18 protein-coding genes and 1 riboswitch are annotated in these 21828 nt (G+C 61.3%); of the genes, 4 read left to right on the top strand and 14 right to left on the bottom strand.

The window, feature by feature from the left end; translation table 11 throughout:
* Positions 1–98: 98 nt before the first annotated feature.
* Complete coding sequence (gene serB, locus QMX91_RS17335) at positions 99–1313, bottom strand: phosphoserine phosphatase SerB (RefSeq protein ID WP_007967407.1); 1215 nt, start codon at positions 1311–1313, stop codon at positions 99–101.
* Between the two features lie 134 nt (positions 1314–1447).
* Between serB and QMX91_RS17340 the strand changes: the two genes are divergently transcribed.
* Entirely contained in the window at positions 1448–2962 is a 1515-nt protein-coding gene (locus QMX91_RS17340; protein ID WP_096794755.1) for an AhpA/YtjB family protein, read from the top strand.
* A gap of 301 nt (positions 2963–3263) precedes the next feature.
* Here QMX91_RS17340 and QMX91_RS17345 read toward each other — a convergent pair whose 3' ends face one another.
* From QMX91_RS17345 to QMX91_RS17385, 9 genes are all read right to left on the bottom strand, one after another.
* Positions 3264–3974 carry an ABC-type transport auxiliary lipoprotein family protein gene (locus tag QMX91_RS17345; protein ID WP_282413093.1) on the bottom strand — a complete coding sequence of 237 codons (711 nt, stop codon included), beginning with the start codon at positions 3972–3974 and terminating at the stop codon, positions 3264–3266.
* Positions 3975–4160: 186 nt separating this feature from the next.
* Complete coding sequence (parC, locus tag QMX91_RS17350; RefSeq protein ID WP_123585499.1) at positions 4161–6425, bottom strand: DNA topoisomerase IV subunit A; 2265 nt, start codon at positions 6423–6425, stop codon at positions 4161–4163.
* A 7-nt stretch (positions 6426–6432) separates the two neighbouring features.
* Positions 6433–6957, bottom strand: a complete 525-nt coding sequence (locus QMX91_RS17355) for a TIGR02281 family clan AA aspartic protease (RefSeq protein ID WP_027611396.1) — start codon at positions 6955–6957, stop codon at positions 6433–6435.
* Complete coding sequence (locus QMX91_RS17360; RefSeq protein ID WP_041065760.1) at positions 6954–7943, bottom strand: esterase-like activity of phytase family protein; 990 nt, start codon at positions 7941–7943, stop codon at positions 6954–6956. The genes QMX91_RS17355 and QMX91_RS17360 overlap by 4 nt, the downstream gene beginning before the upstream one ends.
* The gene (parE, locus tag QMX91_RS17365; RefSeq protein ID WP_282413094.1) at positions 7943–9850 is read right to left on the bottom strand and encodes a DNA topoisomerase IV subunit B; all 1908 of its coding nucleotides are present in this window, start codon (positions 9848–9850) and stop codon (positions 7943–7945) included. The genes QMX91_RS17360 and parE overlap by 1 nt, the downstream gene beginning before the upstream one ends.
* Positions 9851–9892: 42 nt before the next feature.
* The gene (locus QMX91_RS17370) at positions 9893–10501 is read right to left on the bottom strand and encodes a YqiA/YcfP family alpha/beta fold hydrolase (protein ID WP_134785294.1); all 609 of its coding nucleotides are present in this window, start codon (positions 10499–10501) and stop codon (positions 9893–9895) included.
* Positions 10502–10741: 240 nt separating this feature from the next.
* Entirely contained in the window at positions 10742–11557 is an 816-nt protein-coding gene (gene cpdA / locus QMX91_RS17375) for a 3',5'-cyclic-AMP phosphodiesterase (RefSeq protein WP_282413095.1), read from the bottom strand.
* 99 nt (positions 11558–11656) lie between these two features.
* Positions 11657–12109 carry a DUF1249 domain-containing protein gene (locus QMX91_RS17380; protein ID WP_007967395.1) on the bottom strand — a complete coding sequence of 151 codons (453 nt, stop codon included), beginning with the start codon at positions 12107–12109 and terminating at the stop codon, positions 11657–11659.
* Complete coding sequence (locus QMX91_RS17385) at positions 12100–12717, bottom strand: NUDIX domain-containing protein (protein ID WP_027611392.1); 618 nt, start codon at positions 12715–12717, stop codon at positions 12100–12102. The genes QMX91_RS17380 and QMX91_RS17385 overlap by 10 nt, the downstream gene beginning before the upstream one ends.
* A 229-nt stretch (positions 12718–12946) precedes the next feature.
* On the opposite strand from QMX91_RS17385, the gene QMX91_RS17390 reads away from it, so the two are divergent.
* The gene (locus QMX91_RS17390; protein WP_027611391.1) at positions 12947–13693 is read left to right on the top strand and encodes an RsiV family protein; all 747 of its coding nucleotides are present in this window, start codon (positions 12947–12949) and stop codon (positions 13691–13693) included.
* Here the strand turns inward: QMX91_RS17390 and cytX are convergent.
* On the bottom strand, positions 13662–14954 hold the full coding sequence (gene cytX, locus QMX91_RS17395) for a putative hydroxymethylpyrimidine transporter CytX (RefSeq protein ID WP_282413096.1): 1293 nt from the start codon (positions 14952–14954) through the stop codon (positions 13662–13664). The two genes, QMX91_RS17390 and cytX, sit on opposite strands and share 32 nt — an antisense overlap.
* Before the next feature lie 201 nt (positions 14955–15155).
* Complete coding sequence (gene thiC / locus QMX91_RS17400) at positions 15156–17045, bottom strand: phosphomethylpyrimidine synthase ThiC (protein ID WP_135294827.1); 1890 nt, start codon at positions 17043–17045, stop codon at positions 15156–15158.
* 146 nt (positions 17046–17191) lie between these two features.
* Positions 17192–17297, bottom strand: a riboswitch (TPP riboswitch).
* A 205-nt stretch (positions 17298–17502) separates the two neighbouring features.
* Here thiC and QMX91_RS17405 point away from each other — a divergent pair.
* Entirely contained in the window at positions 17503–18936 is a 1434-nt protein-coding gene (locus QMX91_RS17405; RefSeq protein WP_098966910.1) for a TolC family outer membrane protein, read from the top strand.
* Positions 18937–19104: 168 nt separating this feature from the next.
* On the opposite strand, the gene waaA is transcribed toward QMX91_RS17405, so the two are convergent.
* Positions 19105–20379 (bottom strand): lipid IV(A) 3-deoxy-D-manno-octulosonic acid transferase, encoded by a 1275-nt coding sequence (gene waaA, locus QMX91_RS17410; RefSeq protein WP_282413097.1) that lies wholly within the window; start codon positions 20377–20379, stop codon positions 19105–19107.
* An 11-nt stretch (positions 20380–20390) separates the two neighbouring features.
* Positions 20391–21293 (bottom strand): LysR family transcriptional regulator, encoded by a 903-nt coding sequence (locus tag QMX91_RS17415; RefSeq protein WP_282413098.1) that lies wholly within the window; start codon positions 21291–21293, stop codon positions 20391–20393.
* 102 nt (positions 21294–21395) lie between these two features.
* On the opposite strand from QMX91_RS17415, the gene QMX91_RS17420 reads away from it, so the two are divergent.
* Complete coding sequence (locus tag QMX91_RS17420) at positions 21396–21728, top strand: multidrug efflux SMR transporter (protein WP_003221050.1); 333 nt, start codon at positions 21396–21398, stop codon at positions 21726–21728.
* Positions 21729–21828: the final 100 nt, after the last annotated feature.

A 21828-nucleotide genomic window follows, 5' to 3' on the forward strand; every position in this document is an offset into this window, starting at 1 on the left:
GGTTGAGCCCTTCGCGAGCAAGCCCGCTCCCACAGGAGACCGAGTTCAATGTGGGAGCGGGCTTGCTCGCGAAAGGGCCCGCTCAGACTACAGAGATATCAGAGCTGCCCGTCGCGATCGCGAAAGCCCAGCAGATACAGCACGCCATCCAGTCCCAAGGTCGAAATCGCCTGCTTCGCCGACTGTTTGACCAGCGGCTTGGCACGGAACGCCACACCCAGCCCGGCAATCGCCAGCATTGGCAGGTCATTCGCGCCGTCGCCCACAGCGATGGTCTGCTCCAGACGCAAGCCTTCCTTGTGCGCCAGTTCCTTCAGCAGATCCGCTTTACGCTGCGCATCGACGATCGGCTCGATGGCCACGCCGGTGCACTTGCCGTCGACCACTTCCAGTTCGTTGGCGAACACGTAGTCGATGCCGAGTTTGGCCTGCAACTGCTTGGCGAAGTAAGTGAAGCCGCCGGACAGGATCGCGGTCTTGTAGCCCAGGCGCTTGAGTTCGGCGAACAGGGTTTCGGCGCCTTCGGTCAGGCGCAGCGAAGCGCCGATCGAGTCCAGCACGCTGACATCCAGACCTTTGAGCAACGCCAGGCGCTCTTTGAAACTGGCGCGGAAGTCCAGTTCGCCGGCCATCGCGCGCTCGGTGATGGCCGAGACCTGCTCACCGACACCGGCGGCCTTGGCCAGTTCGTCGATGACTTCAGCTTCGATCAGCGTCGAGTCCATGTCGAACACCGCCAGACGCCGGTTGCGGCGGAACAGCGAATCTTCCTGGAAAGCGATGTCGACGTTCAGCTCTTGGGCGACGCTGAGGAATTCGGCGCGCAGAGCCTGCGGATCCGCCGCTTCGCCACGCACGGAGAACTCGATGCAGCCCTTGCCCTTGTCGGCTGGAGTGTCCAGCGGCATGCGACCCGACAGACGGTCGATATGGTCGATGTTCAGGCCATATTTGGCGGTGATCGAGCTGACCGCCTGCAATTGGCCGGCGGTCACTTTGCGGGTCAACAGGGTGACGATGTGGCGTTTCTTGCCCTGATTGCCCACCCATTGCTGGTAATCCTCTTCGGACACCGGGGTGAAGCGCACCTGCTGGTCGAGCTCGTAGCCCTTGAACAGGATGTCCTTGAGCACGGCTTTGCCTTGCTCGGAGTCGGGAATCTCGACCAGGATGCCGAACGACAGGGTGTCGTGGATCACCGCCTGACCGATGTCGAGAATGTTCACACCACCTTGTGCCAGAACGCCGGTAATGGCCGCAGTCAGACCCGGACGGTCGACTCCCGTGATGTTAATCAGGACGATTTCGCGCAACGCGCACCCCCGCAACTGGAAAAAAACCGCATTCTACCCACTTTCAGTGACCATCGGGCACCGCGAGCGCTTTGCCGGTCTAGGGCCTGTCGCTATACTGCGCGTCAACTTCACGGACAAAAGAGCCGAGCTCAGTGAACCGGCCCACGCCAGTTAAAACCGATAACTTCTTCCTGCTGATCTTCCGTGCACTGCGCCACCGCCGTGTGCCGATTGCATTGCGCATTGCCAGCCATAACGTGATCCTGGTCGCTCTGGCCCTGGTGATCTATGCCGGGGTGATGGGCCTGCAGTTCAAGCAGGCCATGCACGAGCAGGCCGATGCGCTGGGCGAAAGCCTGACCACGCAGACCGCCACCTCTGCCACTGAACTGTTGGTGTCCAACGACATCCTCAGCCTCAACGTGCTGCTCAACAACCTGACCAAGAACAAGCTGGTGGCCCACGCGGCTATCTATAGCGTGGACAACCGCATCCTCGCCGAATCCGGTCAGCGCCCCAAGCACAGCCTGCTGGGCGAAGCCGAGGGCATGTACGAGAGCAAGATCACCTTCCAGGACGTGACTGCCGGGCAACTGCGCATCAGCCTGGACATGGATCAGTTCCAGCAGCCGATGACCATCAGCCTGCAGAGCATGGGCATTCTCAGTGCGATCCTGCTGGCCTTGTCGCTGGCCCTGAGCCTGCGCATGGGGCGCTATCTATCGACGCCGTTGCTGCAATTGCGCGTCTGGCTGCGGCGCATCGACGAACACACGCCGGGCATAGATCGTCAGGACGAAATCGGCGATCTGGCGCGTCAGCTGCACGCCAACTACGCTCCGGAGCCTGCGCCTGAACCCGAGCCAGAGCCGGAACCCGAGTTCGAGGAAGAGGATGAGCCAGAGTTCGAAGTGCGCAACCTGCGTGACCCGAGCTTTGACGAAACCCGCCCGATGGCCGCGCAAAAACCGGCGCCGCGCCACGTGGTCAGCACCGTTGAAGACGATGATGACGACGAAGATCCGTTTGCCGATCTGCGCGACGAGTCGCTGACCGAAGCTGTTCCGGCGCCGCGTAAAGCGACACCAAGCGTGCCGCAGCACAGCGCGGTGCTGGCGATTCAGCTGGGTTCGCAAGAGCAACTGCGGCGCCTGCCGCGTGCCCGTCTGGAAGAGTTGCTGGAGCGCTATCGCGATTGTCTCGATCAGGCCGCTTCGTTGTATCAGGGCGAAATCGAAACCCTGAACGATGGCAGCACACTGATGCTGTTCCACACCGAAGACAGCGGTGACGATTACCTGACCAACGCGATCTGCTGCGGCGAGTTGCTGCGGGCGCTGGGCCATCAGTTGCAGATCGAAGTCGCCGACAGCGGCATCACCCTGCAATTGCAACTGGGCCTGACCCTGGGCGACGAGTTGTTCGGCCTGAGCCAGATCGACCTGCTGCTGACCGATTCGGCTCAGGATGCGCTGGCCCTGTCGCAACACAGTCGCAACCTGCTGCTGGTCGAGCGCAAGATCGGTGACGATGCGCTGATTCGCCAGCGTGCGCGGATCCGTCCGATCGCCAGCCCTGAGGGGGCCTGCTGTGTCGAGCGGTTGATGGAGCCTTATCCGTCGATGCTCGAGCGACAACTGGCGCGGATGCATGAGCGCCGGGCGTAAGCCTTAGGCCAGATGCACAGAAGCCCGCAGACAAGTGATTGTCTGCGGGCTTTTTTGTGGGCGATTGAAAAGCCCCTCACCCTAGCCCTCTCCCGGAGGGAGAGGGGACTCATTGGGGGATATTCCAGAGTTACACCGACCTGCCCCTGCTCTACCGAATCCACAATAGCCAACATCTTCCAAGTGGACGTATGACGCATAACACCTCGGTCAGTCCCCTCTCCCTCCGGGAGAGGGCTAGGGTGAGGGAGATACAACAAAGCCCGCAAAAGGCGGGCTCTGGTTTGACTCTGATTCAGACTTAGAAGCGGAACACTTCCATATCCGTGCGAATCGGCGAAGCCATCGGAATCTTCGGCTGCTTCTCTGCATCCGCCGCCGGCGCTGCCGGTTTAGGCGCTGCCTTACGCGGTGCTTCGGCCACCGGAGGCTGGTTGACCAATGGCTTGAGCGCCACCGACAACTGCTCGGCCAGACGCTGCAGCAGAATCCCCTGCGCCTGCACCTGCGAAGCCGTGGTACCGGCATGCAGCTCCTGCAGATGAACGATGCGGTTATCGCGCACCTGACCACGACGGTCGATCAGACGCCATTGTGCATCGAGGATCGCCGGTTGCTTCTCACCGGAGTCCAGACGCGTGATGGTCAGCAATACCTGCACATCCGGGGCAAATCCCAGAGTGGCGGGTGCCAATACCACACGCTGGCTGTCCAGATGACCGGCCACCTGACGCATCAGCAATTGATCGATATCCGACGAAAGGCTGCCCGCCCAGCGACCGTCGGTCGAGGCTTGCAGGCTGCCGTCCGGTTGACGTTGCAGCAAAGTTTCACGTTGCAGGTAATCAGCAATGACTACCGGACCCAACAAAACCGCCATGCCTGTGCTTTGCGCAGGCTGAGCCGGACTTCCGCTGTCCAGCTGATACAGCGACACCGGCTGGTGAACGCTGCAACCCGCCAGGCCCAAAACGCCGGCGAGCAGGAAAATAAGGGGGCGCAGAGCAGTCATCATCCCGTCCAGGTGGCCGCCACAAGGCTGACCACAGTGAAAATACTCAATAAATATGAAGAACGCTCGGCCACGCCGGCGCTTGGAAAGGCCATATCATCCGTGAATATGCGTTCCGACTCCAGCGCCAAAGCGTCGATCTACGCGTTAAATCGTAGATCGACGCCTCTAGATGGGCGTTTTCGCCTAATTGAGGTTTTCGACGAGCAGTGCATCGACCCGCTGGAAGCCACGTGGAAGCTTGTTGCCACGCCGTCCACGCTCACCTTTGTAGTGTTCGAGGTCTTCAGCTTTCAGTTTATACGGACGTTTGCCTGCTTGCAGGATCAACGTTGCACCCGCGGGAATCACAGCAATGTCCGTGACAAATTCTTCACGGCTGGCGACACGGTCACCCGGCACACCGATGATCTTGTTGCCCTTGCCCTTCGCCAGCTGCGGCAAATCGCTGATATTGAAGACCAGCATCCGCCCCTCGCTTGTCACGGCGGCAAGCAAGTCATTCTCGCGATCAGTCACCGGACGTGGCGCGATCACCTTGGCGTTGTTCGGCAAGCTCAACAGGGCTTTACCGGCCTTGTTCTTGGCTTGCAGGTCTTCGCCCTTGACCACGAAACCGTAACCGGCGTCGGAGGCGATCACGTACAGCGCATCGTCTTCCGGCATCAGCACGCACTCGAAGGTCGCACCCGGTGGCGGGGTCAGACGCCCGGTCAACGGTTCGCCCTGGCCACGCGCCGACGGCAAGGTGTGGGCGGCGACCGAATAGCTGCGGCCAGTGGAGTCAATCACCACGGCAGACTGGTTGGAACGCCCCGCCGCCGAGGTCTTGAAGCCGTCACCCGCCTTATACGACAGGCCGGTGGCATCGATGTCATGGCCTTTGGCCGAACGGATCCAGCCTTTTTCCGACAGCACGACGGTAACTTTCTCGTTCGGCAGCAGATCGTGTTCGGTCAGCGCTTTCGCTTCAGCACGTTCGACGATCGGCGAACGACGGTCATCGCCATAGGTTTCAGCGTCTTTGAGCAGCTCGGTGCGCACCAGCTTCTTCAGCTTGGCTTCGCTGCCCAGCAGGGCTTGCAGCTTGGCCTGTTCCTTGAGCAGTTCGTCTTGCTCGTCGCGCAGCTTCATCTCTTCCAGACGCGCCAACTGCCGCAGGCGGGTGTCGAGGATGTAGTCGGCCTGGATCTCGCTGAGGGCAAATCGCTCGATCAGCTTGGCTTTCGGGTGCTCCTCGGTGCGGATGATGTGGATCACTTCATCCAGGTTGAGGTAGGCGATCAGCAAACCGTCCAACAGGTGCAGGCGACGCTCGACCTTGTCGAGGCGGAATTGCAGGCGGCGCCGCACGGTCAGCACGCGGAACTCCAGCCATTCGACCAGCAATGCACGCAGGTTCTTCAGCTGCGGCTTGCCATCCAGACCGATGATGTTGACGTTGACCCGGTAGGTCGATTCCAGCTCGGTGCTGGCGAACAGGTGCTGCATCAGCGCTTCGTGATCGACGCGGCTGTTGACCGGAATGATCACGATGCGGCACGGGTTTTCGTGGTCGGATTCATCACGCAGGTCAGCGATCTGCGGTGCTTTCGACGGCTTGGCCTGCATCAGCGCGGCGATCTGCTCCAGCACTTTGGCCCCGGAGACCTGGTGCGGCAGCGCGGTGACGATGATGTCGCCGTCCTCGACGTGGTACACGGCGCGCATGCGTACCGAGCCCTTGCCGGTTTCGTACATTTTCAGCAGGTCGGCGCGCGGCGTGATGATTTCCGCTTCGGTCGGATAGTCCGGGCCTTGAATGTGTTCGCAGAGCTGTTCGACCGTGGCTTTCGGCTCATCGATCAGGCGCACACAAGCGGTGGCGACTTCGCGCAGGTTGTGCGGCGGCACGTCGGTGGCCATACCGACAGCGATGCCGGTGGTGCCGTTGAGCAGGATGTTCGGCAAACGTGCCGGCAACACCAGCGGTTCCTGCAGGGTGCCGTCGAAATTCGGGCCCCAGTCAGCGGTGCCCTGGCCCAACTCGCTGAGCAGCACTTCGGAATAACGTGACAGGCGCGCTTCGGTGTAACGCATGGCAGCGAAGGATTTGGGATCGTCCGGCGCACCCCAGTTGCCCTGGCCGTCGACCAGCGTGTAGCGATAGCTGAACGGCTGGGCCATCAGCACCATCGCTTCGTAGCACGCCGAATCGCCGTGCGGGTGGAACTTGCCGAGCACGTCACCGACGGTACGCGCCGATTTCTTGTGCTTGGAATCGGCGTCCAGCCCCAGCTCGCTCATGGCGTAGACGATACGCCGCTGCACCGGTTTCAGGCCGTCGCCGATATGCGGCAGGGCACGGTCCATGATCACGTACATGGAGTAGTTGAGGTAGGCATTTTCGGTGAAGTCAGCCAGCGAGCGGCGTTCTACACCGTCCAGGCTGAGATCAAGGGAGTCGCTCATGCGGGCCTCATCGGTTCGTTGTCTGGCGCAGCAGCATGGTGCCACCGCGCTGGGTAAATTCAAGTTTGTTCAGGGCGCTCATGCCGAGCAGCACCTGATCGCCATGCAGACCTGGCGCCACCAGCGCGCGGACGTCCCGCAGCACGATGTCGCCCAGTTGCAGGCGGTCGATCTTTGTCCGGTAGCCTTGGCTCAGGCCGTTGGCCGTGCTCAGGGTCACGCCGAAGCCTTCTTCCAGCTTTAACCGTTTGGCCAGATCCGCCGGGATCGCCACATCGGTGGCACCGGTGTCGAGCATGAACTCCACCGGCTCACCGTTGATCTGACCGCTGGCGACAAAATGCCCTTGGGCGTTGCCGGCCAGCTTCACTTCGATCACGCCACCATGTTGCTCGGACGTGACCACCACGTTCGGATTCTGCTGACGTTCTTCCCACTGGCCGAAAAACCGCGTGGCCAGAAACAGCCCCGCGCACCAGGCCAGAATCATCAATACCCGGCCGGCGCGCTTGCCCGGCGGTTGCTGACTCACGGTTTGGCGCTCCAGCCACCTTCAGGCGCGGCGAAGCGCCAGACGATCGGCCTTACCTCACCGTCGGCGCGGGGGCCGAAATTATTGTCGACGCCGACCCACGCACCCTCAGCATCAACGATCAATGCCTCTTCCAACCCGAAGTTTTGCGAGTAACGGCGGTTGGCCTGCAACAGTTCAGCGGCGTACGACCAGCAGCGCTCGACCTTGGCAGTCTGCGCGTCGCGCCGACAAATCTGGAAGGCGTTGCGTTCAAGGGTAAACAATTTGCCGTTGAACAACGAAAGGTCGGAAAAGTCGCGGTCGACCGCTTTGGCGTGCGGGAACTGCGGCGGCTGCATCTCCTTGCCGCCCTCGCTGAGCAGCACGCAACGACCGTCGCAATCCCACACCGTCTGCTGACGCTTGATCAGCAGCAAGCCGCGGTTTTGCCGTTCGCCGGCCAGCCACATCTGATCGCCCGCCGGGTTGATCGCCAGACCTTCGAAGATCGCATTGAAATGCAGGAGCATGCCACTGGCCCGCGCTTCGCGAACCATCATCGGCGAAATCTTCAGCCAGTTGACCGGGCCGCTGACGGGCACCTGCAAGACCGCCGCGTGGCCCTCGCTGACAATGTAGCGATTGCCGGCGCTGTCGCAGCTGATGCCTTCGAAATCGAGGTCGCCACCGCGCACGAACGACGCGGCCCAATTGCGTGAGCGCAATCCCCACGGCAAACCGGTCTCCGGCACCAGCGGCACGTCGATGTGCAAGGCCTCGGCCTGCCAGACCTGATCGGCGGTATTGAGCCGATAGATCTGATCGTCATCGCGGTCCGACACCGTCCACAACTCGCTGCCACACATGGCCAGTCCCGACAGGTTGCCGCCACGCATGCCTTCGACCGGATGTTCCGAGAGCACGCGCAATTCCTGCAGCGGCTCCGCCGACACGCTCATCGCACTCAGCAGCAACGCACCCGCCAAGGCCCAGCCAAACCGCATCAGGCCAGCACCTCGGCCAGGTTGCCCTTGGATTCGAGCCAGGTCTTGCGGTCACCGGCGCGTTTCTTCGCCAGCAACATGTCCATCATTTCCGAGGTTTCGGCAAAATCATCGCCCAGCGTCAACTGCACCAGGCGCCGGGTGTTCGGGTCCATGGTGGTTTCACGCAGTTGCGGCGGGTTCATTTCACCCAGACCTTTGAATCGGGTGACCTGCGGTTTGCCGCGTTTCTTCTCGGCCACCAGACGATCGAGAATCCCGTCGCGCTCGGCTTCGTCGAGGGCGTAGTAGATCTCTTTGCCGAGATCGATGCGGTACAGCGGCGGCATCGCCACGTAGACGTGACCGGCGTCCACCAGCGGGCGGAAATGCTGGACGAACAACGCGCACAGCAGCGTCGCGATGTGCAGACCGTCGGAGTCGGCGTCGGCGAGGATGCAGATTTTGCCGTAGCGCAGCTGGCTCATGTCTGCAGCGCCCGGATCGACCCCGATGGCCACGGCGATGTTGTGCACTTCCTGGCTGGCCAGCACTTCGCTGCCATCGATTTCCCAGGTGTTGAGGATCTTGCCGCGCAACGGCAGGATCGCCTGGAATTCCTTGTCCCGCGCTTGCTTGGCGGAACCACCGGCGGAATCACCTTCGACCAGGAACAGCTCGGAACGCATCGGATCCTGTCCGGCGCAGTCAGCCAGTTTGCCCGGCAACGCAGGGCCTTGGGTGACGCGCTTGCGCTCGACCTTTTTGCTTGCCTTGAGGCGGCGACCGGCGTTGTTGATCGCCAGTTCGGCCAGCGCCAGACCGGTTTCCGGGTTGGCATTGAGCCACAGGCTGAATGCATCTTTCACGACGCCGGAAACGAATGCCGCCGCTTCACGGGACGACAGACGCTCTTTGGTCTGGCCAGAGAATTGCGGCTCCTGCATCTTCATCGACAGCACGAAAGCGATGCGCTCCCAGACGTCTTCCGGCGCCAGCTTCACCCCGCGCGGCAGCAGGCTGCGGAATTCGCAGAACTCGCGCATCGCATCCAGCAGGCCCTGACGCAAACCGTTGACATGGGTCCCGCCCTGCGCCGTCGGGATCAGGTTGACGTAGCTTTCCTGCACCGCGTCGCCACCTTCCGGCAGCCACAGCAGCGCCCAGTCCACCGCTTCTTTATTACCGGCGAGGCTGCCGCAGAATGGCTCGTCCGGCAGGCGTTCGAATTCGCTGACCGCGTCCACCAGATAGGAGCGCAGGCCGTCTTCGTAATGCCATTCGACTTTCTCGCCGGTGCCCTTGTCTTCGAAGCTGACCAGCAGCCCCGGGCACAGCACAGCCTTGGCCTTGAGCACGTGCTTGAGGCGGCTGATGGAGAATTTCGGTGAATCAAAATATTTCGGATCCGGCGCGAAGTACACGCTGGTGCCGGTGTTGCGCTTGCCAACGGTGCCGACGATTTCCAGCTCGGTGGCCTTGAAGCCATCCTTGAAGGTCATCTGGTATTCGTTGCCGTCACGCTTCACGCGCACCCGGACTTCGGTCGACAAGGCGTTGACCACGGAAATACCCACCCCGTGCAGACCGCCGGAGAACTGGTAGTTCTTGTTGGAAAACTTGCCGCCCGCATGCAGCTTGGTGAGGATCAGCTCGACACCCGATACGCCCTCTTCCGGGTGAATGTCGACCGGCATGCCGCGACCGTCGTCGCTGACTTCCAGCGAGTGATCGGCGTGCAGAATGACCTGCACCGATTTGGCGTGGCCGGCCAGGGCTTCGTCGACACTGTTGTCGATGACTTCCTGGGCGAGGTGGTTCGGCCGACTGGTGTCGGTGTACATGCCGGGGCGTTTGCGCACCGGGTCGAGGCCCGAGAGGACTTCGATGGCGTCGGCGTTATAAGAGCTAGCGCTGGGAGTGGCCATAGGGTCTCGTCGTCAGTGATTCAATGAAAAAGGGGCAAGACTTCACAGTGCGGTGAAATCGATTGCCTGATACAAATCGGCGCCAATGCCGGCAAAACTCAACAACGCCGGTAATTGTTCGGCAAAACCCTGGTAACCATGGTCGCCGCCGGCCTGAATGCGCAAGGCGCAGGCCCGGTAATGCTGCTGGGCGAGGCGATAATCCAGTGTTTCATCGCCGGTCTGCAACCACACCTGATAACGCTGTGCATCCACGGGTGCCGGCACTTCCAGCTCGGCCAGGGCCGTCACATGGTCGTGGGTCAATTCCCAAGTCTCATCGGTATACAGGTTTTTCTGTGTGCCCAGGTAGCCGTCGAACATCCGGTGCGGGCTGACCGCCGGGTTGACCAGCAGGGCTTTCAAGCCGTGGCGCTCAGCCAGGTGAGTCGCATAGTAGCCGCCGAGTGAGCTTCCCACCAGCAACGGCCGGCCCAGCTCGGCAATCGCCCGCTGCAACTGACCGATGGCTTCACGCGGGTGGTGATGCAGCGCCGGGACACGCAATTGGTCGCTCAAACCCAGCCGTTCCATCACCTCGACCAGCTGACAGGCCTTTTTCGAGGCCGGCGCGCTGTTGAAACCGTGGATATAGAGGATCGAACCGGACATTTGAGCTCCCTGGGTGTCGGCGAAAGATAGCGGAGTTTACAGGGAGAAAGCCCCTCACCCTAGCCCTCTCCCGGAGGGAAAGGGACTGAATGGGGGATATTCAAGAGCTACACCGACTTGAGCGAGTTTCAGCGAATCCATAATCGACACATTCTTTCAGGTCGATGGATAACGCCAGACACCTCGGTCAGCTCCCTCTCCCTCCGGGAGAGGGCTGGGGTGAGGGGCTCTTGATCGAAATCAGTAGCCTTCGGAGCCGTAATCGACGGTGAATTGGAAGTCGGTAACGCGCTCGACACCGGTTTCCAGCCGCCCGTCCGGCAACAGCCGCAACCAGCGATAGCCCGGCGCCTGTTCGCCGACCTTGAAGTCGTGACTGCCGGGCTCGAACTGAATGCAGGTCGATGGCGAGGCCATCAGCCGTACGCCGTTGCGTTCGCGGTCGATCTCCTGATGCACATGCCCCCACAGCACCGCGCGAGCCTGAGGAAAACGATCGAGCACTTCGAAGAATGCTTCGGGATTGCGCAAACCGATCGGCTCCATCCACGGGCAGCCGATCGACACTGGATGATGGTGGAAACACACCAGATGATGGCGCTCCGGGGCTTCACTCAATGAACGCGCCAGCAGCTGCAACTGATCGTCCTGCAGATAGCCCGGTACAGAACCCGGCACCGCCGAGTCGAGCAAGGTCACGCGCCAGTTGCCGACATCGACCACTGACTCCAGCAATGCACTTTGCACCGCGGCCTGAGCCATGATTTGCGGCTCATCGTGATTGCCGGGAATCCAGCGCGCCGGCGCATCGATCTGAGCCGTCATCTCACGAAACTGTTGATACGACTCCAGAGTGCCATCCTGGGAAAGATCACCCGTGGCCAGAATCAAGTCGATCCGAGGTTGCTGCCTGAGCACCAGTTCGATGACCTTTTGCAGGCTCTCGCGGGTGTTCATGCCTAGCAGTGTGCCGTCCGCCTCGGCGAACAGATGACTGTCGGATAACTGCACCAGCAGCGCCGGATCGGCGGTGGTCAATGTGGATACGCTCGGCAAGGCGTTCTCCCAGGGCAAAAGCACGGAATCGGTTGAGTGCCGCAATTATGCTGGGGGATGACGCAAAGGGGAAACCGGCGAACCGGACGCAGTTCACAACTAGCGTACGACTTCGTACTCGTGCCCCAGGGCCAGACAATGGCTCAGCCATTCCCCGAGGAACAGATTGAGCTGGGCCTTTTCATCCGGCTGATGCATCGCGGCGTTCGGGTAAGGATAGATGCCGCGAAAGCGTCGTGCATGTTCGGCGCTGATCACCTCGGCCATGCGCGCGTCGTGATAGACCTGCACTTCCAGTTGCGGCACCGGCAGCCACGGCAAACTGTGTTCCTGACGCACCTGCAAAGTGGTGGTGTAGGGGCAAGTCTGCAGCACTTCGAGGGCCAGCACGCCGAGCATCTGCTCGCCCTGGGTCACGGCGATCCGCCGCGCCTCGGGGTCGTTGCGCATGTCCGGCACCAGTCGCATCAGGCGCGCGTAGTTGGCCTCGCAGGCGGCTTGCAGCCCGGCGAGGTCGACTCGATAGCGATCGCGCAGCTTGTTTACGACCATAACCCCCTCACTTCGGCGCGGTTCAGCGCCAGCCATTGCAAGGCGATGATGCTCGCCGCGTTGGCAATGCGTCCGTCACGGACGGCCTGCAAGGCATCTTCAAAGGCCCAGACCGTGACGCGGATGTCTTCGGCTTCTTCCTCCAGCCCATGCAGGCCGCCTACGCCTTCGGTACTGCAGTGCCCCAGGTACAAATGCACGAATTCGTTGCTGCCGCCCGGCGACGGGAAATATTTGGTCATCGGCCACAGGGCCTTGATGTCCAGCCCAGCTTCCTCCTGCGCCTCGCGGTGAGCAACTTCTTCCGGCACTTCGGCCTTGTCGATCAGACCGGCGACCAGCTCAACCAGCCACGGGTTGTCGGTCTTGCCCATGGCACCGACGCGAAACTGCTCGAGCAGCACCACTTCATCGCGCTTTGGATCGTAAGGCAGCAGGCACACGGCATCGTGACGCACGAAGACTTCGCGGTTGATCTCGCGGCTCATGCCCCCGGCGAACAGTTCATGGCGCAGGTGCAAACGGTCGAGCTTGTAGAAGCCCTCGTAGCAGCGCTCGCGCTTTACGACATCGACGGTGGCCGGAGTGGCGTTGGCAAAATCTGTCATGAGCATCCTCTCTTGCTGCAAATCCAATACGAGGTTGCTTGTTGTGACTGGCGACCTCGACTTCGCGCCATCCTAACGCGCCCGCGATGATTGATGCAGCCCCTTTACCGTCAGCGGGATGGACGGTGGAGGCGAAACCCACTCTAATTAGCTTAGTGGCGAACTGACTGCTTCGGCGAGAGTCGAAGCGGATAACTTTTTGCCTTCCCCTGTTTCAGAAAGGACGCCCATGTCGCTTTTCAAAATTGCCTCCGTGGCCGCCATCGCCCTGACCCTGGGCGCCTGCGCCAACCTGTTCCAGCCCAACTACCGCACGCCGCTGGAAACCACCCGCGATGCGTCGGAAACCCTGAAACCCGGCTGTTCCAACCCGGACTGCCCGCTGGTGAATATCGATACCGTGCACTTCGCGGCCGAGCCTGCGCTGGACGGCATCATCGAAAAACGCCTGCTGCAAATGACCCGCACCGAGCAAAACGCAGCGGTAGCGCCAACCCTGGCCGCCTATCGTGATCAATTCCTGCGCAACGCCGGCCCGCGCAACAGCAGCTATTTGCAGGCCAAGGTACGCGAGCAGCATGACGGCTTGGTGATCATCGAACTGTCGAGCTACCTCGACACCGGCGGCGCCCATGGCACGCCGGGCCGCGGTTTCATCAACTATTCGCGTCAGCAGCATAAAGTGCTGAACCTGTCGGACATGTTGCTGCCGGGTCAGGAAGAGGCGTTCTGGAAAGCGGCGCAAGTGGCGCATAACAGCTGGCTGATCAGCACCAAGCTCGATCAGGAAGCGGATTTCGTGAAGAGCTGGCCGTTCGTCAAAACCCCGAACGTGGCGCTGACCTACGGTGGCGTGATCCTCAAGTACGACGTGAGCACCATCGCGCCTTACGCGCTGGGCCACGTCGAACTGAAGATCCCTTACCCGCGTCTGAACGGCATTCTCAAACCCGAGCTGTTTCCGGGCCGTAACTGAAGGCCCGGCCGAGCACCAGCTGCAATAGCCCTGCCAGCACCAGTGCCGGCAGGGTCGCGCCGACATCCGGATACAGATTCGCCAGCAAGTGGTAGGTGCTGATCCCGCCCAGCCACGCCAACAGCGCCGGCCAGCGCAATGCGGCTGACGCCACCTGAGCGCTGCGCTTGCGCAGGATGAAGTGATCCACCAGCACCACGCCGAACAGCGGCGCAAACACCGAGCCGATCAGCAACAGGAAGTTCTGGTACTGCGCCAATGGCGCCAGCAGTGCAATCAGGGTGCAGATCACGCCGATGGCCAAGGCCAGATGCTCGACTTTCAAGCGCAACAGAATCCCGCTCGACACCGCTGCCGAATGAATGTCGGCGAAAGCGTTTTCCGACTCATCCAGCAGAATCAGCAACAGCGGAATGCCCAGACCGGCCCCGGCCAGTGCCAGCAGTAACGCATTGACTTCACCACTCGGCGCAAACGCCAGGGTGTAGGCCACGCCGAGACTCATCAACCAGAAGTTACCGATAAAGAAACCGATCGCAGTGCCGCCGAACACGTTCTTCGCACGCTTGCCGAAACGCGAGTAATCGGCGATCAGCGGCAGCCACGACAACGGCATGGCGATGGCAATGTCGAAGCCCACGGCAAACGGCATCGAACCGTCCCCGGCGCGCGCCCAGAGTGCCGCCAGATCAGCCTTGGCGAACAGATTCCAGGTCAGCCAGATGCACGCGGCGAGGATCAGCCAGATACCCCATTTACGCAGGATCTTGCGCACGAACGTCAGCGGCCCGCTGACCGCGAGCAGGGTCGCCAGCGCACCGAAGCACAAGGTCCAGAGCATCGGACTGGCCCACAGCGAACCCTCGCTGAACGCGCGAGTGCCGAGCAGGCTGGCGGCGTCACGCATGACGATGATTTCGAACGAGCCCCAACCGATCAGTTGCAGCAGGTTGAGCAGCGCCGGCAGGCTCGCGCCTTTGTGGCCGAGGCTCAGTTTCAGCGCGGCCATCGACGACAGACCGGTATCGCTGCCGATCACGCCGACAGCGGCCAACAGCAGAACGCCAACCAGCGTGCCGAGGAAAATCGCCAGCAGCGAACCGGCCAGGCCCAGACCGGGCGCGAGCAAGGCACCGGTTTGCAATACCATCAGGCCGATGCCGAGGGAAAACCAAAGGGAAAACAGATCGCGACCGCCGAATACTCGCTTGTCGGCGGGTACGGCGAGGTCAGGGGAATAAGTGCCGGGTTGAATGCTCAAGGGTGTTATCTCAGAGGGACATTTGTTGTTGTGTGTGATCAAGCTGGCCCACTTGTGGCGAGGGGATTCATCCCCGATGGGCTGCGAAGCAGCCCCAAAACCTGAGAATGCGGTACATCTGAAGGACCCGGTTCTCAAAATTGCGACTGCTGCGCAGTCGATCGGGGATAAATCCCCTCACCACAAAAGATCAGTCAGGGATCAGACTTTTTTATAGAGCTGACTGCCTTCCTTCTTGAACCGCTCGGCCTGCTCCGCAAGGCCCTGGGCGACGTCCACGTCGACCGCGTCGATCCGCTGGTTGGCCGCGTATTCACGGACTTCCTGAGTGATCTTCATCGAGCAGAATTTCGGCCCGCACATCGAGCAGAAGTGCGCGACCTTGGCCGAGTCCTTCGGCAGGGTTTCATCGTGATACGAACGCGCGGTGTCCGGATCGAGACCGAGGTTGAACTGGTCTTCCCAACGGAATTCGAAACGCGCCTTGCTCAAGGCGTTGTCGCGAATCTGCGCGCCCGGATGCCCTTTGGCCAGGTCCGCTGCGTGGGCGGCGATCTTGTAGGTGATGATCCCGGTCTTCACGTCATCCTTGTTCGGCAAGCCGAGGTGTTCCTTCGGCGTCACGTAGCAGAGCATGGCGCAACCGAACCAGCCGATCATCGCCGCACCGATACCCGAGGTGATGTGGTCGTAACCCGGCGCGATGTCGGTGGTCAGCGGGCCGAGGGTGTAGAACGGCGCCTCGTCGCAGCACTCCAGCTGCTTGTCCATGTTCTCTTTGATCAACTGCATCGGCACGTGGCCCGGGCCTTCGATCATGCACTGCACGTCGTGTTTCCAGGCAATCTTGGTCAGCTCGCCGAGGGTTTCCAGTTCGCCGAATTGCGCTTCGTCGTTGGCGTCGGCAATCGAGCCCGGACGCAGGCCATCGCCCAGCGAGAAGCTGACGTCGTAGGCCTTCATGATTTCGCAGATTTCGTCGAAGTGGGTGTAGAGGAAGTTCTCTTTGTGGTGCGCCAGGCACCACTTGGCCATGATCGAACCGCCACGGGAAACGATGCCGGTCACGCGTTTGGCGGTCAACGGCACGTAGCGCAGCAGCACACCGGCGTGGATGGTGAAGTAGTCGACGCCCTGCTCGGCCTGTTCGATCAGCGTGTCGCGGAACAGCTCCCAGGTCAGGTCTTCAGCGACGCCGTTGACCTTCTCCAGCGCCTGATAGATCGGCACGGTACCGATCGGCACCGGCGAGTTGCGGATGATCCACTCGCGGGTTTCGTGAATGTGTTTGCCGGTGGACAGGTCCATCACTGTGTCCGAACCCCAGCGAATGCCCCAGGTCAGTTTCGCCACTTCTTCTTCGATGGACGAACCCAGGGCGCTGTTGCCGATGTTGCCGTTGATCTTCACCAGGAAGTTACGGCCGATGATCATCGGTTCCAGTTCGACGTGGTTGATGTTGGCCGGGATGATCGCGCGACCACGGGCGATTTCTTCGCGGACGAACTCGGGGGTGATTTCTTTCGGAATGCTCGCGCCGAAGCTGTGGCCGGCGTGTTGCTGGGTCAACAGGCCGGCGGCGCGGGCTTCTTGCAGCTTCATGTTTTCGCGGATGGCGACGTATTCCATCTCGGCGGTGATGATGCCTTTGCGCGCGTAGTGCATCTGGCTGACGTTGGCCCCGGCCTTGGCCCGGCGCGGGTTGTTGACGTGAGCGAAACGCAGTTTGGTCAGCTCCGGGTCAGCGAGGCGCTCCTGGCCGAAATTGGAACTCAGGCCCGGCAAACGCTCGGTGTCGCCACGGTCGTCGATCCACGCCGAACGCACGTCGCCCAGACCTTTGCGCACGTCGATCACCACGTTCGGATCGGTGTACGGGCCGGAGGTGTCGTAGACGGTGACCGGTGCGTTGATTTCGCCGCCGAAGTCGGTCGGCGTCACATCGAGGGTGATTTCGCGCATCGGCACGCGGATGTCCGGGCGCGAGCCCTGAACGTAGACTTTCTGCGAACGGGTGAACGGCTGAACCGACTGCTCATCGACCTTGGCCGAGTCACTCAGGTTGATCGCGTTTTTTGCTTTTATCGTCATCACGGGCTCTCCAGACAGCATCCAGGCAATGGATTGTCGGAGCAGAACCTGAAAGGCACGGACGCACCAAGACTGGTGCTGTGCATCGTCGTCGAGCGTTCGATTGTCGAACAATATCCCGGACGAAGCACAAGAGGACTCGCCGGGTGACGAGAAATCTTGTTCCCTACGCAGGCGCTAACCTGATCAGGTTCAACGGGATCCGAAATTATTCGATCTCAGCCTCATAGCAAGGCACCCCGACAAGAACCCGGCCAGTCTAGACACAACCGGCAAAGAACGCCAACACCGCGGCAAACACCATGATGAATGGCGCAATTACCGGGACTTGCAGGATTGTTGCCGCACGATTGCGCAACTACACTCGCTTTGCCCTGCGCGCCTTGACGCTGCCGGGGCCGCGCCGTAGCCTTGGCGCGCACATTATTTCCGTAATATTTTTGCTAGGGATCGCCTCATGCTGCGCAAACTTTCACTGGCTCTTGCCGTGTCTTGTGCGTCCAACGCAATGGCCTGGGCAGCAGAAGCGCCCTTGTCGACCAAGACCGATCTGGTCAGCGTCTATCAGGAAGCCGTCGACAACAACGCCGATCTGGCCGCCGCCCGCGCCCAGTATGGCGCTCAGAAAGAAGTGGTGCCGCAGGCCCGTGCCGGCTTGCTGCCGAACTTGTCTGGCGGCGCCGAAGTGGCGAATGTGCGCACCTCGATCGACCAGCCTTCAGCCATTGCCAATCGCAGCGCGCATTCCTATCAGGCGACCCTGGCACAACCCTTGTTCCGCGCCGATCGCTGGTTCCAGTACCAAGCGGCGAAAGACGTCAACGAACAAGCCGCCCTGCAACTCTCGGCCACCGAACAGAACCTGATTCTGCAATCGGCTGAAAGCTACTTCAACGTGCTGCGCAGTCAGGACAACCTGGCCTCGACCAAGGCTGAAGAAGCCGCGTTCAAGCGTCAGCTCGACCAGTCCAACGAGCGTTTCGATGTCGGCCTGTCGGACAAGACCGATGTCCTGCAATCGCAGGCCAGTTACGACACCGCGCGCGCCAACCGTATCGTTGCGCAGCGTCAGGTTGACGATGCGTTCGAAGCGCTGATCACCCTGACCAACCGTCAGTACAACTCGATTCAGGGCATCGTCCACACGCTGCCGATCCTGCCGCCGGCGCCAAACGACGCCAAGGCCTGGGTCGACACGGCGGGCAAGCAGAACCTCAATCTGCTGGCGAGCAACTTTGCGGTCAGCTCCGCCGAACAGACCCTAAAACAGCGCAAGGCCGGTCACCTGCCGACCCTCGATGCCGTGGCCAAATACGAAAAGGGTGACAACGACGCCCTCGGTTTCGCCAACCCGAACGCCTTCGGTACGCCGTACAGTGGCAACGTCGAGCAGAGCACCCTGGGCCTGCAACTGAACATTCCGATCTACAGCGGCGGGCTGACCAGTTCGCAAGTGCGCCAGTCCTATGCGCAACTGGATCAGAGCGAGCAACAGCGCGAATCCCTGCGCCGGCAGGTGGTGGAAAACACCCGCAATCTGCACCGCGCGGTGAACACCGATGTCGAGCAGGTGCAGGCGCGCCGCCAGTCGATCATCTCCAACCAGAGTGCGGTGGAAGCCACGGAAATCGGTTATCAGGTGGGTACGCGCAACATCGTCGACGTGCTCGACGCCCAGCGCCAGCTGTACACCTCGGTGCGCAACTACAACAACACCCGCTACGACTACATCCTCGACAACCTGCGCTTGAAGCAGGCGGCAGGGACCTTGAATCCGGGTGACTTGCAAGACCTGGCGCGCTATCTGAAGGCCGACTACAACCCGGACAAGGACTTCCTGCCGCCGGATCTGGCCAAGGCAGCCGAAGCACAGCTCAAGGCCCGGCCGTAAACAATCTGGAAAATCCCCTGTGGCGAGGGGATTTATCCCCGATGGGGTGCGTAGCAGCCCCAAAACCATTCACCGCGGTGATTCAGTCAGATATGGCAAGCAGGGTTAACGACTGCTGCGCAGCCGATCGGGGATAAATCCCCTCACCACAATAAATGTTCCGGGCGACTATTTGATCAACCGGCCCAGCCCATCCAACAACCGCTGCAACGCCCCCTGATTACGCCGCATCACCGCCAGCCCCGCCTCGGCCATGCGCTGGGCATCGCGCGGCAATTCGAACAAGCGCTGCACTTCCACCGCCAGCCCTTCGGCATCATCCACTTCGGCCAGCGCGCCGGCTTCACGCAATTGCGCGGCGATGTCGAGGAAGTTGAACAGATGCGGGCCGCTGAGCACCGGTTTTGCCAGTGCCGCCGGCTCCAGCAGGTTATGCCCGCCGTTGGGCACCAGGCTGCCGCCGACGAAAGCACTGTCAGCCAGCGCATAGAGAAACAGCAGTTCGCCCATGGTGTCGCCAAGCAGCACTGAAGTGTCCGCTTCGACGTTGGCACCGGTGGAACGGCGCACCGTGGCAAAGCCTTCACGCTGGCACAATTCGAACACCGAGTTGAAGCGTTCGGGATGGCGCGGCACCAGAATCAGCAGCGCATTCGGGTAGTTCGCCAGCAGCCGACGATGGGCGTCGAGCACGACCTCGTCTTCGCCTTCGTGGGTGCTGGCGGCGATCCATACCGGGCGCTCCAGCGCTTGCCACTGCCCGCGCAGCTCAGCGGCACGTTGCAGCAGTTGCGGGTCGATGGTCAGGTCGAACTTGATCGAACCGGTGACTTCAACCGTCTGCGGGCGGGCGCCGAGATCGCGGAACCGTTGGGCTTCGGCTTCGGTCTGCACCGCAAAAAAACTCATTTCAGCGAGCATCGGCGCGGTCAGCTTGCTGAAGCGGCCATAGCCTCGGGCCGAGCGCTCGGACAATCGCCCGTTGGCCAGCGCCACCGGAATCCCGCGCTTGGCGCACTGATGGATGTGGTTGGGCCACAGTTCGGTTTCCATGATCACCGCCAGTTTCGGTTTGGCGTGATCAAGAAAACGCGCCGCTGCGCACGGCAAGTCGTAGGGCAGATAACAATGCTGGATGCGCGGTTCGCCGGCGAACAACGCCTGAATCCGTTCCGATCCGGTCGGCGTCATGCAGGTCACGGTGATCGGCAGCTGTGGATAACGCTGCAGCAAGGCGCGAATCATCGGCGCGGCGGCAATGCTTTCGCCCACAGACACCGCGTGCACCCAGATCCCTCCGGGTTGCAGTCGCGGCATCCCGTAAGAGAAGCGCTCGCCAATCCGCTTGGCATACGCCGGGGCCTTGCGCGAGCGCAGCCACAGCCGAATCGCCACCAATGGCAGCCCCAGGTAAAACAGCGCGGTGTAGAGAGTTCTATTCATGGCGGCGGAGTTTATCGACTTTTGTCGCCAATCGCCCGCAAGTGCACGGCAAAACGTTCGGCCAGCCAGCGCGCAGCCGGGCCGAGGGGTTCATCCCGGCGCCAGACCAGCTCCACCACCAACGCCGGCGGGGTCCATTCGCTGTCCAGTTCAACCATCAGGCCCTGATAAGCCGAATACTGCACCACATGCCGGGGCAGCCAGGCCCAGCCCAGATCCCGCACCAACCATTCGGCCATCACGTAGAAACTGTCAGCGCGCCAGACTTGCGGGCTGGCCGGTTCGTTGCCGGGGTAGACGCTGGTTTGCGTCGACATCAGTAATTGCCGATGCTGTGCCAGTTGCTGGCAGGTGACATAGGACTGCGTCGCCAGCGGATGATTGATGCCGCAGACGGTGACCATTTCCACCCGGCCCAATACCCGACGCTCCAGCGCTTCGGGAATTTCGTCGTGATAGAACAGCAGGCCCAGATCAGCGCGACGCTCGACCAGTTTGCGTGCGACTTCACCTTGAGCGGCGCTGGTCAGTTGCACTTCGAGGCTGGGGAATTGCTCGGCCAGCGCATCGAAGCTTTCCACCAGTGCCTGATACGGCATGGCTTCATCCTGAGCCACCCGAAGCTGCGCTTCCTGACCGCGCATCATCGCCATCGCCCGACCATTGAGGCGCTCGCATTGGCGCAGCACTTCCCGGGCTTCTTCGAGCAGGGCTTCGCCCGCTTCGGTGAGCCTGGGTGAGCGACCACTGCTACGCTCGAACAGGCTGACTCCCAAATCGTCTTCCAGCATGGCAATCGCACTGCTGATCGCCGACTGTGCCTTGCGTTGCTGGCTCGCCACGGCAGAAAACGAGCGCTGTTCGGCGACGCTGACGAAGGCGCGCAGTTGTTCCAGATTCCACAGGGTATTCATGCTGCAACCCATCTTCAAAACAGATAGGTAATGACTTTACCCCATCTGAAGAGCGACTAGAATGCCGCCTCAGCAAGCAACGTTTTACATGAGGATCTACACATGAACGCCTACGCCTTTCTGGCCATCGCCATCTGCGCCGAAGTGATCGCCACCGTTTCGATGAAAGCGGTCAAAGGCTTGAGCACCCCGCTGCCGCTGATTCTGGTGATCGTCGGCTACGGGATTGCCTTCTGGATGCTGACGCTGGTGGTGCGCACTGTACCGGTGGGAGTCGCCTACGCCGTGTGGGCGGGCATGGGCATCGTCATGGTCAGCGTCGCAGCGCTGTTCATTTATGGGCAGAAGCTGGACGTGCCGGCGATGCTCGGAATGGCGCTGATCGTGCTCGGCGTGGTGGTCATCCAGCTGTTCTCCAAGACTGCCGGGCACTGATTTGCAGTAACGCAAATCCCCTGTGGAAGCGGGCTTGCTCGCGAAGGCGGTGTGGCAACAACATTTCTGTTAACTGACACAGCGCATTCGCGAGCAAGCC

Origin of the sequence: Pseudomonas sp. PS01299, from assembly GCF_029960145.1 — a bacterium.
In the GTDB taxonomy this organism is placed as follows: Bacteria; Pseudomonadota; Gammaproteobacteria; order Pseudomonadales; family Pseudomonadaceae; genus Aquipseudomonas; species Aquipseudomonas putida_A.